Annotated in this window: 18 protein-coding genes; 17 read left to right on the forward strand and 1 reads right to left on the reverse strand. The window is 63.2% G+C overall.

The genetic code is table 11. The features are described from left to right. Positions 1-100 precede the first annotated feature (100 nt). The 17 genes from tsf to VIO10_RS02220 all read left to right on the forward strand — a co-directional run bounded on the left by tsf (position 101) and on the right by VIO10_RS02220 (position 14,779). The gene (tsf, locus tag VIO10_RS02140) at positions 101-721 is read left to right on the forward strand and encodes a translation elongation factor Ts (RefSeq protein ID WP_349259214.1); all 621 of its coding nucleotides are present in this window, start codon (positions 101-103) and stop codon (positions 719-721) included. A gap of 61 nt (positions 722-782) precedes the next feature. Continuing rightward, positions 783-1,532 carry a UMP kinase gene (gene pyrH, locus VIO10_RS02145; protein ID WP_331958617.1) on the forward strand — a complete coding sequence of 250 codons (750 nt, stop codon included), beginning with the start codon at positions 783-785 and terminating at the stop codon, positions 1,530-1,532. Positions 1,533-1,534: 2 nt separating this feature from the next. Then, complete coding sequence (gene frr, locus VIO10_RS02150; protein WP_331958748.1) at positions 1,535-2,092, forward strand: ribosome recycling factor; 558 nt, start codon at positions 1,535-1,537, stop codon at positions 2,090-2,092. Between the two features lie 47 nt (positions 2,093-2,139). After that, a complete protein-coding gene (locus VIO10_RS02155) occupies positions 2,140-2,925 on the forward strand; it encodes an isoprenyl transferase (protein ID WP_331958620.1) in 786 nt (261 codons plus the stop codon). 31 nt (positions 2,926-2,956) lie between these two features. Further along, a complete protein-coding gene (locus tag VIO10_RS02160; RefSeq protein WP_331958751.1) occupies positions 2,957-3,697 on the forward strand; it encodes a phosphatidate cytidylyltransferase in 741 nt (246 codons plus the stop codon). Positions 3,698-3,757: 60 nt separating this feature from the next. Continuing rightward, positions 3,758-5,110 (forward strand): RIP metalloprotease RseP, encoded by a 1,353-nt coding sequence (gene rseP / locus VIO10_RS02165; RefSeq protein WP_331958623.1) that lies wholly within the window; start codon positions 3,758-3,760, stop codon positions 5,108-5,110. After that, positions 5,097-5,903 carry a tRNA (adenosine(37)-N6)-threonylcarbamoyltransferase complex dimerization subunit type 1 TsaB gene (gene tsaB / locus VIO10_RS02170; RefSeq protein WP_331958626.1) on the forward strand — a complete coding sequence of 269 codons (807 nt, stop codon included), beginning with the start codon at positions 5,097-5,099 and terminating at the stop codon, positions 5,901-5,903. The genes rseP and tsaB overlap by 14 nt, the downstream gene beginning before the upstream one ends. Continuing rightward, a complete protein-coding gene (locus VIO10_RS02175; protein ID WP_331958629.1) occupies positions 5,864-6,094 on the forward strand; it encodes a hypothetical protein in 231 nt (76 codons plus the stop codon). Before tsaB ends, VIO10_RS02175 begins: the two co-directional genes overlap by 40 nt. A gap of 39 nt (positions 6,095-6,133) precedes the next feature. Further along, complete coding sequence (ilvN, locus tag VIO10_RS02180; protein WP_331958632.1) at positions 6,134-6,664, forward strand: acetolactate synthase small subunit; 531 nt, start codon at positions 6,134-6,136, stop codon at positions 6,662-6,664. 33 nt (positions 6,665-6,697) lie between these two features. Then, positions 6,698-7,714 carry a ketol-acid reductoisomerase gene (gene ilvC / locus VIO10_RS02185; protein WP_331958635.1) on the forward strand — a complete coding sequence of 339 codons (1,017 nt, stop codon included), beginning with the start codon at positions 6,698-6,700 and terminating at the stop codon, positions 7,712-7,714. A 6-nt stretch (positions 7,715-7,720) separates the two neighbouring features. Continuing rightward, a complete protein-coding gene (locus VIO10_RS02190) occupies positions 7,721-8,419 on the forward strand; it encodes a phosphatidylserine decarboxylase (RefSeq protein WP_331958638.1) in 699 nt (232 codons plus the stop codon). Beyond that, positions 8,416-9,336: a CDP-diacylglycerol--serine O-phosphatidyltransferase gene (gene pssA, locus VIO10_RS02195; RefSeq protein ID WP_331958641.1), complete on the forward strand. Its 921-nt coding sequence runs from the start codon at positions 8,416-8,418 to the stop codon at positions 9,334-9,336. The genes VIO10_RS02190 and pssA overlap by 4 nt, the downstream gene beginning before the upstream one ends. Positions 9,337-9,643: 307 nt before the next feature. Further along, positions 9,644-11,212, forward strand: a complete 1,569-nt coding sequence (locus tag VIO10_RS02200) for a 2-isopropylmalate synthase (RefSeq protein WP_331958644.1) — start codon at positions 9,644-9,646, stop codon at positions 11,210-11,212. Positions 11,213-11,456: 244 nt separating this feature from the next. After that, on the forward strand, positions 11,457-12,572 hold the full coding sequence (gene leuB / locus VIO10_RS02205; RefSeq protein WP_331958647.1) for a 3-isopropylmalate dehydrogenase: 1,116 nt from the start codon (positions 11,457-11,459) through the stop codon (positions 12,570-12,572). Then, entirely contained in the window at positions 12,569-13,555 is a 987-nt protein-coding gene (locus VIO10_RS02210; RefSeq protein WP_331958650.1) for a hypothetical protein, read from the forward strand. The genes leuB and VIO10_RS02210 overlap by 4 nt, the downstream gene beginning before the upstream one ends. Before the next feature lie 15 nt (positions 13,556-13,570). Next, the gene (truA, locus tag VIO10_RS02215) at positions 13,571-14,302 is read left to right on the forward strand and encodes a tRNA pseudouridine(38-40) synthase TruA (RefSeq protein ID WP_331958653.1); all 732 of its coding nucleotides are present in this window, start codon (positions 13,571-13,573) and stop codon (positions 14,300-14,302) included. Positions 14,303-14,497: 195 nt separating this feature from the next. Then, a complete protein-coding gene (locus tag VIO10_RS02220; protein WP_331958656.1) occupies positions 14,498-14,779 on the forward strand; it encodes an HU family DNA-binding protein in 282 nt (93 codons plus the stop codon). Positions 14,780-14,849: 70 nt separating this feature from the next. On the opposite strand, the gene VIO10_RS02225 is transcribed toward VIO10_RS02220, so the two are convergent. Further along, positions 14,850-16,214, reverse strand: coding sequence for a replication-associated recombination protein A (locus tag VIO10_RS02225; protein WP_331958659.1), 1,365 nt, complete (start codon positions 16,212-16,214; stop codon positions 14,850-14,852). Positions 16,215-16,327 lie beyond the last annotated feature (113 nt).

Here is a 16,327-nt window from a genome sequence, read left to right on the forward strand (position 1 = left end):
ATAAATTCGACCTTCAGGCCGCAAACCGAGCCGGTCAGCCGTGGCCGTCGCTTGCAGTACAGCGACCGGCCAAGAATACTAGCTCAACTCAGGAATTGTGATGGAACTAAACGCGAATCTGGTTAAAGAACTGCGCGAGAAGACCGGCGCCGGCATAATGGATTGCAAGCGAGCGCTGGCGGAGACGGCCGGCAATCTCGAAAAGGCCGTCGTATGGCTGCGCGAGAAGGGAATCGCCGCAGCGGCAGGCCGCGCCGGCCGGGTCGCATCCGAAGGATCGGTCGGTTCGTATATTCATGCAGGCGGCAAGCTTGGCGTGTTGATCGAAATCAATTGCGAAACCGATTTCTGCGCCAAGTCGGAAGCGTTCCAGGCGCTGGTGAAGGAACTGGCGATGCAGGTGGCGGCGGCCAATCCGCGCTGCGTGCGGCGCGAGGAGCTGTCGCCGGCCGTTATCGAGCAGGAGCGGCAGATCTACGCGTCGCAGGCCGAGGGCAAGCCGGCGGCGGTCGTGACCAAGATCGTCGATGGCAAGATCGAGAAATTTTACAAGGAAGCCTGCCTGCTCGAGCAGGCTTACGTCCGCGATCCCAACAAAACTGTCAACGATCTGCTTGGCGAGGCCGCCATCCAGATGCGTGAGAAGATCGACGTGCGCCGCTTCGTGCGCTACCAATTGGGCGAGGCGCTCGACGGCAAGGCAACCACGACGGCCGCCTGACGCGGGCGCATTTGCAGACGCGACGGGGCTTCAACGGGGGCTTCGACGGGAGCTTCGAGAGATGGCTGAAGTTCAAAGTGGGGTGAACGGCAAGCCGCGCTTCAACCGTATCCTGCTTAAGTTATCCGGCGAGGCGCTCGCTCCCGCGCAAGGGTCGGGACTCGATCTCGACGCGCTGGCGGAGATTGCGCTCGAAATCAAGGAAGTGGCGGCGCTCGGGGTTCAGCTCGCGCTGGTAATCGGCGCCGGCAATTTTATCCGCGGCAGCGACTACGAGGCGCGCGGGATGGATCGCTCGACCGCAGACCAGATGGGGATGCTGGCGACGGTGATCAACGCGCTCGCGCTGCAAAACGCGCTCGAGCATGCCGGCGTGGTCACGCGGGTACTGTCGGCCATCGGGATGCAGGCGCTGTGCGAGCCGTACATCCGCCGCCGCGCCGTGCGCCATCTCGAAAAGGGCCGCGTGATCATATTCGCCGCCGGCACCGGCAATCCCTATTTCACCACCGACACGGCGGCGAGCCTGCGCGCGATGGAAATCGGTGCGGAGGTAATCCTCAAGGCGAGCCATGCGGTGGACGGCGTTTACGATCGCGACCCGATGCGCGAGCCGGGGGCCAAGCGCTTCGATCGGCTCACTTATATCGAGGTGCTGCAGAAGAACCTGAAGGTGATGGACTCGACGGCGATCTCGATGTGCATGGATAATCGCCTGCCGATCATCGTGTTCAATTTGCGTAAAGCGGGTAATATAAGAAGGGCCGTGATGGGTGAGCAAATCGGAACCCGGGTGGAGAGCGCACCGTGAGCATGCTTACCGACACCATCGAAGACGCGCGCAAGGAAATGGACAAGACCGTGGAGGCGTTTCGCCACGAACTGGCCCGCGTCCGCACCGGCCGCGCTTCAACCGCGCTGGTGGAAAATCTGCAGGTAAATTACTACGGCGCGAAGACTCCGCTGCGGCAATTGGCCGGGTTGTCGGCGCCCGAGCCGCGCTTGATAGTGATCACGCCATACGACAAGGGCGCGATGCACGAGATTGAAAAAGCGATCCAGGCTTCGGATCTTGGCCTGATGCCGATGAACGACGGCAAGTTGATCCGGATTCCGATCCCCGAGCTGACCGAGGAGCGCCGCAAGGAGCTGGTGAAACACGTCCGCAAAATAGGCGAGGAATTCCGCGTCGGCATCCGCAACCATCGCCGCGACGCCAACGACATGTTCAAGGAGCTGCACAAGGAAAAGCAGGCCACCGAAGACGAGATGCGATCGGGCGAGGCCAAGGTGCAGCAGTACACGACCGAGTTCATCGAGAAAATCGACAAAGTGCTGACCGCCAAAGAAGCGGAAATCATGGAGGTCTGAGCTCGCCCGTCTGCGGCGCGCGAGCTTCGGTGAAACCTGAACCCCAAGTGGCCATCTCACTCCCACTGAGCGATTTCCCGAACCTGTCTCTGGATCCGTCGCGGATGCCGCGCCACGTGGCGATCGTGATGGACGGCAACGGCCGCTGGGCGAACCGGCGCGGGCTCTCGCGCCACGAGGGCCATCGGCGGGGCAAGGATTCGGTGCGCGCGGTCGTCGATGCGGCGCGCGAACTCGGCATCCCGTACCTGACGCTGTACGCATTTTCGAGCGAGAACTGGGGCCGGCCGACCACTGAAGTCAGTTTCCTGATGCAGCTGTTCCACCGCTATCTCATCACCGAGACCAAGCGCCTGATGAAACGCGACATCCGCGTGGTGGCTCTGGGAGATACCGAGCGGTTACCGCGGCGGGTGCGCGAGGCGTTGGCCGAGACCGTCGCGGCGACCCGGGAAAATCGCACGATGACGGTGGCGTTGGCGTTGTCGTACGGCGGGCGCCAGGACATCGTAAACGCGGCGCGATCGATCGCGCGCGCGGTGGCGCAGGGTGCGCTTTCACCCGATCAAATCGACGAGCCGATGCTGGCGCGCGAACTGACTACCAGCGGGCTGCCCGATCCCGACCTGCTGATTCGAACCTCGGGAGAGCTGCGAATCTCCAATTTTTTTCTCTTTCAACTCGCCTACACCGAACTTTATTTCACCGACACCCTGTGGCCCGATTTCCGCGAGCGCGAATTCCTGAGCGCGATCGCCGCCTACCAGCTTCGCGAACGCCGCTTCGGCGCGATCTCGAACGGCTCCGACACCCGGCTGCGTGCTCAGAACTAGGCTCCTGACAGCGGCGGTCCTGTTGCCCGCGGTGGGGGCGCTGGTAGTTTTCGCGCCGGGCTGGTTCTTCACGATTTTTATTGCGACCGCCGCAATCTGGGGACTCTACGAAGTCGCCGCGATGACCGGCGCTGTGCATATGGTCGCGATACCGCTGTTCGCCGTCGTCGGGGGCGTGCCGTTGTTCGGGCTTCTCTACGGCGGCGACGTGGGATGGCTGGCGCCGGTGCTGGTGATCCTCATGATGCTTGCGCTGGTGGCGCGGGTCGCAGTGGCCGGCGGCGCCGGGGCATTGAGAGGCCCGCGACTGGTCTTCATTGGCGCGGCGTACGTCGGAGTTCTGTTCCCTTATTTCGCGCTGCTGCGCAACGGTTCCGGCGGCATCGACATTTTGCTGCTGGTCATCTTGTTGGTGGTAGTGAGCGACAGCGGCGCATACTTCGTCGGGAGGTATCTGGGCCGGACGAAGCTCGCGCCCAACGTCAGCCCAAATAAGACGGTCGAAGGCGCGGCGGGCGGCCTGATCGCGACGATGGCGGCCGGGTGGTTGCTGTTTCAGATACGCGGCGGGTCGTGGGATACGGGCCCGGTAGTGCTATTTTCGGCTATGATTTCCCTTCTCGCGCAGCTTGGCGATCTGGCCGGCTCGGCATTAAAGCGAGCTGCGGGAGTCAAGGACTCGGGCTGGATTTTCCCGGGGCACGGCGGTCTGCTCGATCGAACTTGTTCGCTAGTCTTCGCAGTGGTTTTCGCCTACTATTGGTCTCGTTGATGCGGCTTTGGGAGCCGCATTTTCACGCTTTCCGCATAAGGACTCCCGGGTAGAAACTAAATGATACCGTCGATTCTATACGCGGCACTGGTCTTCGCAGTGTTGGTGGTCGTGCATGAGGCGGGACATTTCGCGATGGCGAAGAAGGTCGGCGTCCGCGTGCTGCGATTCTCGATCGGCTACCCGCCAAAAGTATTTGGAGTGCGGCGCGGCGAAACCGAGTACTCGATCGGCGCGACCCCCTTCGGCGGCTATGTCCGAATGCTGGGCGATGAAGTCGGCGAGGAACCCAAGCCTGAAGAACTCACCTTGTATCTTCACGAAATCGGGCTCGACCTGATTGGCGCAGCGCGCGAGCCCGGCGTGGTTCAAGCCGCGTCAGGCTTCGACGACAATTTGCGCGCGCTGGCGGATCGCCTGAGCGGGCCGGGCGCCGGCGTTGCGCACAGCGTCATCGGGCGCGAGCTCAAGCCCGACGAGGCGCTCCTGCTCGACGAAGTGCGCCGCCAGCCCAAAGTTGACGACGCGATCAAAACGCTGGCGGAACATTCTCCCGCCAAGCTGGCCGAGGCGTACTGCAAGCGGGCGTTCCCGACTCAGCCGCTCGGCAAGCGCGTTCTGATAGTGCTGGCGGGACCGCTGGCGAATATTATCTTCGCGCCGATTCTGCTCACATTGGTTTTCATGACCGGGGTGCCGGAGTTGTTGCCGGTCGTCGGCAAGACCACCAACAATCTCCCGGCGGCCAAGGCCGGACTTCGCGCGGGCGACCGGATTCTCGCGGTTGACGGCCGGCCGATGGAAAGCTGGGCCGATTTCTCCAAGACGGTGAAGGCGGGAGACGGCTCTGCGATCAAGCTGGAAATTGATCGGCAGCAGCAGGGCACGTCCGCGCGCAGCACGATCGTCATCAAGCCGACCCGGCTCGATCAGAAGACCATTTATGGCACCAACGCGACCACCTGGGTAATCGGAGTGCAGCCGCGCGGCGACGAGATAACCAAGCAGTACGGTCCGTTCGGCGCGGTGAAAGAAGCGGGCGAAACCTCGGTCGAGATGACCTACCAGATGGTGGTCGGAATCGCCAGTATCTTCAGCGGCAGTACGCCCGTGCGCGAGGCGCTCGGCGGACCGATCATGATCGCGCAGATGGCCGGCAAGGAGGCGCGTGAGGGATTCGCGAACCTCGCAATGTTTACCGTGATGCTGAGCCTCGAGCTCGGCATCATAAATCTGCTGCCGGTGCCGCTGCTCGACGGAGGGCATCTGCTGTTCTTCATCTTCGAGGGCGCGCGCGGCAAGCCGCTCGAACTTCGCTACCGGGAGGCGATGCTCCAGGTGGGACTGTTCTTGCTCGTGGCATTGATGGCGTTTGTAATTTTCAATGATATCTCGCGTATTGTGCAGGGTTAATCGGCTGCTCGAACAGACGGCCGCGACGCGGCCGGTCCTGGGACTCGACACCTCCACTCCAATCGCAAGCCTCGCCCTGATTGCTCACGGGACAGTCGCCGCGTCCGTGGCACGGTCCGTGACCTCGCATGGCGCCGCATTGCCGGGCGCCGTCGACGAACTTCTGAGCGCGGCGGGACTGGCGATTGGCGCCCTCGGCGCAATCGCGGTCGGGACCGGGCCCGGATCGTTCACGGGACTTCGCATCGGGTTGAGCTACGCCAAGGGAATCGCGATGGCGTCGCGATGTGCACTGGTCGGCGTGCCCAGTTTCGACGCGATGGCGTTAGCCGCGCTGGAGCGCAACAATACCGATCCAGGCGGGTTGGTCTGCGTGGTTGTGGACGCTCGAAAAGGCGAAGTTTACGCGGCCCTTTACCGGGTCGTGGCCGATGGGCTAGAGAAATTGTCAGAGGAACTGGTAATCGCGCTGGAACGCCTGGCATCGCGCATCACCGAGGACGTCATGCTCGTCGGTGACCAAAGAGCGAAGGAAGCGGCGGCCCTTGTGGAATCGCGCGGCCATAGGGTGGCGCTTTGCGAAACAGGGACGCTCGATTTGCGCGGAGTTTGCGTCGCGGCGATTGGCGGGGCGCGGTTTGCCCGTGGTGAAACGGATCGCGCGGCTTCGCTGGAGCCGCTATATATCAGAACGCCGGAGGCCACGTTCAAGCCCACTAAGAAAAATCCGGCGGACATAGGCACGGAGGGCGTATGGAGCATCGAGAGGAAGAACTCATTCGGCAGCATCTGAACCACGACGAGGAACTGAGAGGCCTCTACACGCAGCATCAAGAGCTGAAACAAAAGCTCGAAGTTTTCAGAAATAAGCTTTACCTGACCAACGAAGAGGAAATCGAAGAAAAGCGGATCCAGAAGCTTAAGCTCGCCTCGAAAGACCGCATGATGGCGATTCTCGGCCGCTATCAACAAGAGGCTCGCTGACGCCACCGGCCCGGGCCATGAGCGCGCGCACTCCACCCCATGACAAGTCATACAATATCGGTTCTGGTTGAAAACGAATTCGGCGTGCTCGCACGCGTGGCCGGGCTGTTTTCGGGCCGCGGCTTTAACATCGAGTCACTGACCGTCAACGAGGATCCGCTCGATCCGACGGTGTCGAGGATCGTGCTGGTGACCTTTGGCGACGATCAGATCGTCGAGCAGATCAACAAGCAGCTCAACAAGCTCGTCTCCGTCATCAAGGTAGCCGACTTCAAGGACGTCGAGACGCTCGAGCGCGAGATGGTGATCGTCAAGGTCGCGGTGGACGAGCGCACGCGCTCCGAGCTCGACTCGATCGTAGCCGCGTTTCGCGCCCATGTAATCGATATCGGCCCGCGCGCAATCACCGTCGAGTTGACGGGCGACTCCGAAAAGATCAAAGCCTTCATCGCGATCGTGCGCCCGCTCGGAATCAAGGAAGTCGTCCGTTCGGGCAAAGTCGCGATGGCGCGCTCGGTCCAGCTGAGCCACGATAATCATCAGAGTCGCCGAGCACGCGAAGCTGAATAATCTGACAGCGAGAAAATTCGGGAGAGCATTCAAATGAAGGTTTATTACGACCGCGACGCGGACCTGTCCGCGCTCAAAGGCAAGAAAATCGCGGTCATTGGCTTTGGAAGCCAGGGACATGCCCACGCGCTCAACCTGCGCGACAGCGGGATGGACGTATGCGTCGGGCTGGGCGCCAGCTCGCCGTCGCGCGAAAAAGCCAAAAAGCAGGGCCTGCCGGTGTTCGACACCGCCGACGCCGCCAAGCGCGCCGACGTGATCATGATGCTGGTGCCCGACGAGATGGGCTCGGAGATTTATGCGGCGGAGATTGCCCCCCATCTCACCAAGGGCAAGTACCTGGCCTTCGGCCACGGCTTCAACATCCATTTCAAATTCATCAAGCCGCCCGCCGACGTCAATGTCTTCATGATCGCGCCCAAGGGACCCGGTCATCTGGTGCGCTCCGAATACACCAAGGGCCGCGGCGTGCCGTGCCTGCTCGCCGTGCAACAGGATCCGTCGGGCGACACTACCAAGGTCGGGCTCGCGTACGGCAGCGCGATCGGCGGCGGCCGCGCGGCGATTATCGAAACCTCGTTCAAGGAAGAAACCGAAACCGACCTGTTCGGCGAGCAGTCCGTCCTCTGTGGCGGACTTACCGAACTCATCCGCGCCGGTTACGAGACGCTGGTCGAGGCCGGCTACGCGCCCGAGATGGCGTACTTCGAGTGCCTGCATGAAGTGAAGCTGATCGTGGACCTGATCTACGAGGGCGGAATCTCGAACATGCGCTACTCGATCAGCAACACCGCCGAGTACGGCGACATGACGCGCGGCAATAAGGTGGTGGGCGCTGCGTCGCGCGCGGCAATGAAACAGATCCTGGCCGACATCCAGTCCGGCAAGTTCGCCAACGAATGGATCGCCGACTACAAAGCGGGGCTGCCGCGTTTCCGCGAGCTGCGCAAGGAAGCCGCGGCGCATCCGATCGAAGAGGTCGGACGCAAGCTGCGCGCGTTCATGCCGTGGCTCGCGAGCGATCGGCTGGTCGATAAGTCGAAGAACTGAACCGCCGTGGCGGGCGAAACCGACAGCGGGCGCCCGGCGCCGGGCGCCGTTCTCGCGCGCATCGCAGGCGCGATCGGAATAGCGGCCGAAGGCGCGGCGCTGTCGCTCGGATTGGCGGTAGTTGGGATCATACTCATTGCGCTGGGCCTCAAGTCGCCGGGTGCGATCCTGCTACTGGTCGCAATCCCGATTGCGCTTTTCTTTCGCGATCCCGATCGCTATCCGACGCGCACCGAAAACGTCGTGATCTCAGGCGCCGACGGCAAAATCACAGATATTTCCGACGTCTCCTTTCCGGGCTCGACCGGCCGGCTCTGCCATCGGGTGTCGGTGTTCATGTCGCCGCTCAACGTCCACGTGAACCGCGCGCCGGTGGGCGGCGAGGTAACCAGGGTCGAGCACACCGCGGGCGAGTTCCGCGCCGCGTTTCGCGATGACGCCAGCGAGCACAATGAGCGCAATCTGATCGCGATGACGGACGCGTCGGGCCGCATGTTCGGGATGCTGCAGGTGGCCGGATATCTCGCCCGGCGAATAGTTTGCCGGCTCCGCGCGCGTGATAGAATACAGCCGGGTCAGCGGATAGGGCTTATCATGTTCGGAAGCCGCGTCGATCATTTTTTTCCGTCTGAGTACCGGGTCACGGTGTCGTTGGGACAACGCGTGCGCGCCGGAGAATCCATTATCGGAGCAATCGAGCAATGAGCCGCAATTCCCGCCGCTCGCGCGAAGAGCGCGCGCGGATGGAGCTCTATTCAGGTCAGGGCCGCGAGCCGGGCCTCAAAACGGAAGGCCCGCTGCGCCGCGGCGTGTTCCTGCTGCCCGCGACGATCACCTCGATCGGCCTGCTGTCGGGCTTCTACTCGATAGTCTCCGCGGTGAGCGGACACTTCGAGGTGGCCGCCGTGATGATCGTGATCGCGTTCGTGTGCGACGGACTCGACGGGCGCATCGCTCGCGCGTCGCGCACCTCGAGCCAGTTCGGCGTCGAGTATGACAGTCTCTCCGACGTAGTCGCCTTCGGCGTCGCACCCGCGATGCTGGTCTATTCGTGGGCGCTGAAACCGATCGGTTCGCTCGGAATCGGCGTCAGCGGACTGTTCGTGCTGTGCTCGGCGTTGCGCCTGGCGCGCTTCAACGTACAGACCGCGACCGCGGACAAGAGCCGTTTCGTCGGCCTGCCCGTGCCCGGCGCAGCCGTGATGATTTCCGGGCTCGCGCTCGCCTACAGCTACTTCGAAATCGATGCGCCGCGCACGCTGTGTACCTTCATGGTGCCGATCACGCTTGCGCTCGGCGGGCTGATGATCTCGCGCGTGCCCTACCCCAGCTTCAAGGCGGTCAAGCTTGAAAAACGCGCGCAGATCGAACTGGTCATCACGATGATGGTGTTCGCCGCGATGCTGTTCGCGATGCCGCAGCTCACCGCCTTTTTGCTCTCGACTGCATACGTGCTGTCGGGTCCTGCGCTGATGCTGCGCGGCGAACGGCTGAGCGCCAAAGTTTCGGTGCTGCGCCCGGTCCCGCCCGCCAAGCCTCAAGAGGCTAACGGCGCTGCGGCTCAAGGCGGCGCCGCCCCAGGCGTCAGCGGTCTCCGCGAGCATCCACGCGGGCAACAATAGAGCGCTTGGCCGGCACAACCCGGTCCTTTGCGCCATCGACGACCGCCTTGACTGGCGTCTGGCCCCCCGCTTAGAATCCCTACACGATGTATTGCAACCTGCTACCGGAGCTGCTGCTGAGCCTGGCCCTTACCGGGGCCCACGCCAGACGCGCGTCCGGACAGGTCTAACAGCCTGAATAAACTGAGACACACGCCCCGGGCAGTGGGCCGATCGAAGCCGCCCGGGGCGTTTTCTTTTTCTTTTCAGTGCTCCCGGTGGACGATGGGCACGCTGATCCCGCGGCGACGATGCGGGAGGAATGACGATGGCACACGCGAACACGGCCTCGAAGGACGCCGACTACGTCCGAATCTTCGACACGACGCTGCGCGACGGCGAGCAGTCGCCCGGATGCACGATGAACGTCGAGGAGAAGATCGCGCTCGCGCGCCAGCTCGAACGCCTCAACGTTGACATCATTGAGGCCGGTTTCGCCGCTTCTTCGCCCGGCGATTTCGAGTCTGTGAATCGGGTCGCTCAGGCGGTGACCGGACCGGTCGTGCTCAGCCTCTCGCGCACCCGCGAAGAGGATGTCGATTCGGCGCTGCGCGCAGTTGACAAGGCCGCGCATCCGGGAATTCACATCTTCATCGCGACCTCGGAAATACACCTCAAATACAAACTCAACATGAACCGCGAGGACGTGCTCGACGCCGCCACCTGGGCCGTCACCCGCGCAAAAAAGCATCTCGACTACATCGAGTTCTCGTGCGAGGACGCTTCGCGTTCCGACTGGGACTATATGGTTGACGTTTGCAGCGAGGTGATTCGCGCCGGCGCCACCGTGATCAACCTGCCCGACACCACCGGCCACGCGATCCCGGATGAATTCGGCCGGATGTTTGCCTACATGCGCGAAAAAGTTCCCGGCGCCGACAAAGTCATCTGGAGTGCGCACTGTCATAACGATCTCGGCCTGGCGGTCGCGAATTCGCTGGCGGCGGTTCACAACGGCGCCCGTCAGGTCGAATGTACGATCAACGGAATCGGCGAGCGCGCGGGCAACTGCTCGATGGAAGAAGTCGTGATGGCGATGAAGACGCGCCGCGACCTGATTGGCGTGGATTCGCGCGTCAACACCCGGCAGATCTATCCGGCCTCGCGCCTCCTGGCCCAGGTCATCGGCCAGTCCGTGCCGGCCAACAAGCCGATCGTCGGCGCCAATGCGTTCGCGCACGAAGCCGGAATCCATCAGGACGGCGTGCTGAAGTACAAGCTCACCTACGAAATCATGAAGCCCGAGGATGTCGGCATCCCGTCGAACAAGCTGGTGCTGGGCAAGCATTCCGGGCGCCACGCATTTACCAACCGGCTCAAGGAACTTGGCGTCGATACCGGCGAGGTGGACGTGAACAAGGCGTTCGCCGAGTTCAAAGCGCTCTGCGACAAAAAGAAAATTGTGTACGACGACGACATCCTCGCGCTCGTAACCGAGGAGGCGCGCCGGACAATCGATCACTTCGAGCTGGTCGATTTGAAAGTCGGTTCGTCCAGCAAGAGTACGCCGCACGCGCAACTCACGATGCGCGTGGACGGAAAAGAGTGCTCGGCCGAGAGCGAAGGCGACGGGATGGTCGACGCGTGCTACAAGGCGATCTACAAAATCGCCGCAATCAATCCGGCCCTGGAACGCTACGCGGTCAAAGCGATTACCGGCGGCACCGACGCGCTCGGCGAAGTGAGCTGCATGATTCGCGACAACGGGGTGACCGTCGCCGGCCAGGGCGCGCACAGCGACATCGTGATGGCCAGTGCGCTGGCGCTGGTAAACGCGCTCAACCGGCTGAAGGCGCGCAAGCATGCTCCGCTCAAGCCCACCACCGACGTCCCCTGAGCCGTCGTGGGGCTTGCCCGCAACTTCCACTTGGGCTAGTGCTTTGGGGGCTTGAGTTTGAACTTGAATTCGCTCTTCACCCTGTGCGACGTGCGGCTTTTGGCGGCGCCCGCCATTGAGGCGGGGTTTGCTACAGCGCCCTCGCGCCAATCTGCGCTCCTAATTTTCGAGGCTATCCACTGACGGGTCGAGACGGTCTGACGCTCCTCCCGATCATTCACGTCCAGGCGTTCAGCGCTTTCGCATGGCCTATAAAATTCTAGTTCTCAAAGGTGACGGCATCGGCCCCGAGGTCGTCGGCGAAGCCACGCAGGTTCTCAAGATCATCGCGCGCCGGTCCGCCGTCAATCTCGAGTTCAAGGAGGGCCTGATTGGCGGTCACGCGCTCGACACCGCCGGCACTCCGCTGCCCGATGAAGTGCTCAAGCTCGCGCAGGACAGCGATGCGATCCTGCTCGGCGCCGTCGGCGGACCGAAATGGGACAAGCCCAATGCAGAGAAGCGTCCCGAGCAGGCGCTGCTTGGATTGAGAAAGGCTCTGGGTCTGTTCGCCAACGTCCGTCCCGTCAAAACCGTCAAAGAGCTGGCGGCCGCGTCGCCGCTCAAGGCCGACGTGATCGGCGGCGTCGACATGGTCCTCATTCGCGAGCTGACCGGCGGCATCTATTACGGAAAGCCGAGCGAAAAGCGCATGGCGAAGGACGGCCGCGAGGCGGTCGATACCTGCTTTTACACCGAAGCCGAGATTACCCGCGTGCTCAAGTTTGGCTTCGAGCTGGCTCGCGAGCGCCGCAAAAAACTGACCTCGGTTGACAAGGCCAACGTGCTCGCGACCTCTCGCTTGTGGCGCGAGATCGCGGCCGAGTTGAGTGCGCAATTCAAGGACGTCGCGTTCGAGAATCAATTGGTCGATTCGATGGCGATGCATCTGATACGCCGTCCCAGGGACTTTGACGTGGTCGTCACCGAGAACCTGTTCGGCGACATCCTGACCGACGAGGCCTCGGTAATTGCCGGCTCGATGGGCTTGTTGCCGTCGGCGTCGCTCGGCGAGGAGCTCAACAGCGCCGGTTTCCGCGTCGGTCTCTACGAACCGATTCACGGCAGCGCACCGGACATCGCCGGCCGCGACGAGGCCAATCCGCTCGCCGCAATCCTGTCGGCGGCTCTCCTGCTCGAACATTCGCTAGGGATGCGCTCCGAGGCCGAGCTGATTTCGCAGGCCGTCGAATCTGTCGTGCGCGACGGCTATCGCACTCGCGACCTTCACGGCGGCGCCGGAACGCAGACCGTGGGATGCAAGGCGATGGGCCGTCTGGTGCGTGAAAAGCTCGAGAGCACCGAAAGCGAAGGCGAATGAGTATTTCCCGCGAGCCGAGAGTGGCGGTTGTCGGCGCCACCGGCGCGGTCGGCAACCAGCTCATCGAACTGATCGCCGCGCGCGGATTCCAGCTCAGCGAACTGAAACTCTTCGCCACCGAAGCGGGCGCCACGCAGACCGTCGACGCCGCCGGTGAGGAGCGCCTGGTCGATGCGCTCGAGAGTCCCGCCGGTCTTCGGGATTTCGATATCGCTTTTCTCGCAGTCCCCGCTCCGCGCGCCGCCGAAATTGTGGCCGCACGGCCGGGACCGATTCTGATCGATCTCAGCGCGGCGAATCGCCCGCCCTCGGATGTGCCGATGGTCGCGCCCGGACTCACTTCGCGCGAGGCGATCGCGCAATTGCGCAACGCGCTGGTTTTCGCAACTCCTCATCCCGTCGCCCACGTTCTTGCCACCTGTTTGAAGGCCCTTGGCGCCCACGGCGGATTCGCCGCCGCCACCGCGATGCTCGGCGCGAGCGCCGGTGGCAGGGACGTGCTGACCGCCGCGGTCGATCAGACCACGGATCTTCTGAGCGCGCGCCTGGAGCTCGACGATGACGAAGTCCAGCGCGGCTTCAACGCCTTCATGCGCGAGCATGAGCGCTCCGTCGCGACTGCAATCGCCAGGCAGGTCGCGGCGCTGCTCGACGGCTCGCCCGTGCTTTCCGTGCAGGTCGCCGCAATTCCCGTCCTTCACGGTTCCGCGTTGACCGTCGATATTTCGCGGCCCCGCGATGGCAGAGGCAACGGCGAAGACGCGGTCGAACTGCTGCGCGCCGCCCCCGGCATTCTGATCGCCGAAGAAGGCGAGCCGCTCGGTGTGATCGACGCGGTGGGCCAGGAGGCGATCGTCGTCAGCGTCGAGCCGCGCCCCGACTCGCTGTCACTGTGGTGCGTGTTCGATAATACGCGCCTAGCGGCTCTGGGAGCGCTCTGGATCGCCGAGACGCTGGCGCTCAGTTCGCCGGCGCTGGCCTGACCCGGCCGCCGCGCGATGGTCCTAAAGCTCACGCTCGAGTACGACGGCGGCAACTATTCCGGATGGCAGCTTCAGCCGCGCCACGATTCCATACAGGGAAGGATCGAAGCCGCGCTCGAGCGGATCTTCTTAACCCCGGTGCGCGTGTACGGTTCGGGCCGCACCGACGCCGGCGTGCATGCGCGCGGGCAGGTCGCTTCGATTTCACTTCCACGTCCGTTCGACCCCGCCGAATTGCAGCGCGCGCTCAACGCGATGCTGCCCGCCGACATCGTGGTGCTCGACCTCTCGCCCGCGCCCGATGACTTCGACCCGCGGCGCGCCGCGCGCTCGCGCGTGTACGAATATCGCGTGTTGAATCGCAAGCTCGCGTCCGCCTTCGAGTATCGCTACAGCTGGCTGGTGCGCGACCGTCTCGATCTTGCGCCGATGAATTCCGCCGCGCGCATCTTTGTCGGCGAGCACGATTTCGCCGCGTTCCGCTCGCTCGGCAGCGAAGTAAGGACCACGGTCCGCCGCGTGATTGCAAGCCGATGGACGCGCGACGCCGAGGTTTTTCTCTACCGCGTCGAGGCAACCAGTTTCCTGCGCCACATGGTGCGCGCGATGGTCGCGGCGATGGTCGACGTGGGACGCGGCAAGCTCACGGTGGATAAAATCGCCACGATTCTCGCCGCACGAAATCGTCAAGCGGCCCCGGCCAACGCGCCGCCCGGCGGCCTTTACCTCGTTGAAGTCCGCTACTGACAGCGCGATCGTGCGGGTTGCGCGATCCGTCGGCGTAAAACCCTTGCGGCTCAACGCGCACGCGACCGGCCTGTGCAAAAACCATCACGATCCCTAGAAATAATCGCGATTTTCCTCCCGTCCGCACTTGAAATTCACGCGCTACTGGTTCACCCTCACTGAAAGCCGGCAACCCGGGATGCAAGGAGGAGGATGATGACGCAATCGCAGGTAGCAGCCTACATGGCTGAAAAGCTCGGACTCACCAAGAAGCAGGGGAAGACCGTGCTCGAGGAACTCAACGCGCTGGTCGTCCGCGAGCTCAAGAAGGAAGGATCGCTGCGGCTGGCCGGCCTCGGGATCTTCCGCAAGCGCAAGACCAAGGCGCGCATGGGCCGCAACCCGGCCACCGGTCAGGAGATCAAGATTCCGGCGCGCACCAGGCTTCGCTTCACCGCTGCCAAAGCGTTGAAGGACTCGGTCCTCGGCACGAAATAATCTCTTGGCCTGACTTTTGTGAACCGCGGGAACGGACACGGTCCGGCTCTCGCGGTTTGCTTTTTTTCTGTCAGTCTTTCCCGGCCGGCTTGCGCCGCGATGTGTGGTTGCGTGCCTCGCGCGCGCGGGCAAGAAACTCGCGGATCCTGATTTCGTATCCGCGCTCGGACGGTTCGTAATATATCTTTTCGCCCAGTTCGTCCGGCAAATAGTTCTGTGCGACCAGCGCGCCTTCGAAATCGTGCGGATAGCGGTAGTCCTTGCCGTAACCGAGTCCTTTCATCATCGGCGTCGGTGCGTTGCGCAAATGAAGCGGCACCGGCAACGCGCCAAGCGTTTTCGCATCTTCGCCCGCCTGGCGCATCGCGCGATACGACGCATTGGACTTGGGCGCACTGGCCAGGTACGTCACGCCCTGCGCGAGCGGAATCACCCCTTCCGGCATCCCGACAAAATCTACCGCCTCCTTGACCGCGACCGCAATTTGCAATGCGCGCGGATCGGCGTTGCCGACGTCTTCTGACGCAAACACCACCATCCGCCGCGCGATGAACAGCGCATCCTCGCCTGCCTCGACCATCCGCATCATCCAGTAAATCGCGGCGTCGGGATCGCTGCCACGCATGCTCTTGATGAAGGCCGAGATGACGTTGTAGTGCTCCTCGCCCGCGCGATCATAGAGCAGCGCCTTCTGCTGCGCCGACTCGCGAATGTGTTCGGGCGTGATCAGCGTCGCGCCCGCGTTTTGCGCGAACTCCGCCGCAATCTCCAGCGTGCCGAGCGCTCGCCGCGCGTCACCGGCCGCGTATCGAACCATCTCGTCGATCGCGCCGACTCCCAGCTTGAGCCCGGTCCCGCCGAACCCGCGCTCCTTGTCGGCGAGCGCGCGATGCACCAATGCCGCGAGGTTTTCCTCCGAGAGCGGATGCAGCACGAGCAGCCGCATCCGCGAGAGCAGCGCCGAGATGACCTCGAACGAAGGATTTTCCGTGGTCGCGCCGATCAGCGTGATCAGCCCGCTCTCGACATGCGGCAGGAACGCATCCTGCTGCCCGCGGTTCCATCGATGGATCTCGTCGATGAAGACCACGGTGCGCTTGCCCGCGTCGAGATCGTGGCGCGCCGCTTCCACCGCCTCGCGCAGATCGGCGACGCCCGACGTTACTGCGGCAAGCTTGCGGAACACCGCACCCGAGTGTTCCGCGAGCACCAGCGCAAGCGTCGTCTTGCCCGTGCCCGGCGGGCCCCACAGGATCATCGAATGGAGCACGTGCGCCGCCACCATCTGGCTCAGGAACTTGCCCGGACCCAGCAGATGCTCCTGGCCGACAACTTCGTCGAGCGTGCGCGGACGCATCCGATCCGCCAGCGGCTGGCTGAGCGGCGTGCGCGATGGAAACAGACTATCCGACGAATCGGCCTTGCGCCGTGCCATTTTTGAAACCTAGCACAGTAACCGGGTCCGGCTAAGGCGGCTCCTGCCCCGGTCGCCGCCTCGTTGCGCGGGTGGCTGTGGCTGTTCTAGCTTCAAGACGGGCCGGACAGGAG

The organism is Candidatus Binatus sp. (assembly GCF_036567905.1).
Lineage (GTDB): Bacteria > Desulfobacterota > Binatia > Binatales > Binataceae > Binatus.

What these genes read in the sequence shown, in the direction of transcription:
- tsf (WP_349259214.1), top strand. Translation starts at nt 101, where the DNA reads ATGGAACTAAACGCGAATCTGGTTAAAGAACTGCGCGAGAAGACCGGC.
- pyrH (WP_331958617.1), top strand. Translation starts at nt 783, where the DNA reads ATGGCTGAAGTTCAAAGTGGGGTGAACGGCAAGCCGCGCTTCAACCGT.
- frr (WP_331958748.1), top strand. Translation starts at nt 1,535, where the DNA reads ATGCTTACCGACACCATCGAAGACGCGCGCAAGGAAATGGACAAGACC.
- rseP (WP_331958623.1), top strand. Translation starts at nt 3,758, where the DNA reads ATGATACCGTCGATTCTATACGCGGCACTGGTCTTCGCAGTGTTGGTG.
- VIO10_RS02175 (WP_331958629.1), top strand. Translation starts at nt 5,864, where the DNA reads ATGGAGCATCGAGAGGAAGAACTCATTCGGCAGCATCTGAACCACGAC.
- ilvN (WP_331958632.1), top strand. Translation starts at nt 6,134, where the DNA reads ATGACAAGTCATACAATATCGGTTCTGGTTGAAAACGAATTCGGCGTG.
- ilvC (WP_331958635.1), top strand. Translation starts at nt 6,698, where the DNA reads ATGAAGGTTTATTACGACCGCGACGCGGACCTGTCCGCGCTCAAAGGC.
- pssA (WP_331958641.1), top strand. Translation starts at nt 8,416, where the DNA reads ATGAGCCGCAATTCCCGCCGCTCGCGCGAAGAGCGCGCGCGGATGGAG.
- VIO10_RS02200 (WP_331958644.1), top strand. Translation starts at nt 9,644, where the DNA reads ATGGCACACGCGAACACGGCCTCGAAGGACGCCGACTACGTCCGAATC.
- leuB (WP_331958647.1), top strand. Translation starts at nt 11,457, where the DNA reads ATGGCCTATAAAATTCTAGTTCTCAAAGGTGACGGCATCGGCCCCGAG.
- VIO10_RS02210 (WP_331958650.1), top strand. Translation starts at nt 12,569, where the DNA reads ATGAGTATTTCCCGCGAGCCGAGAGTGGCGGTTGTCGGCGCCACCGGC.
- truA (WP_331958653.1), top strand. Translation starts at nt 13,571, where the DNA reads ATGGTCCTAAAGCTCACGCTCGAGTACGACGGCGGCAACTATTCCGGA.
- VIO10_RS02220 (WP_331958656.1), top strand. Translation starts at nt 14,498, where the DNA reads ATGACGCAATCGCAGGTAGCAGCCTACATGGCTGAAAAGCTCGGACTC.
- VIO10_RS02225 (WP_331958659.1), bottom strand. Translation starts at nt 16,214, where the DNA reads ATGGCACGGCGCAAGGCCGATTCGTCGGATAGTCTGTTTCCATCGCGC.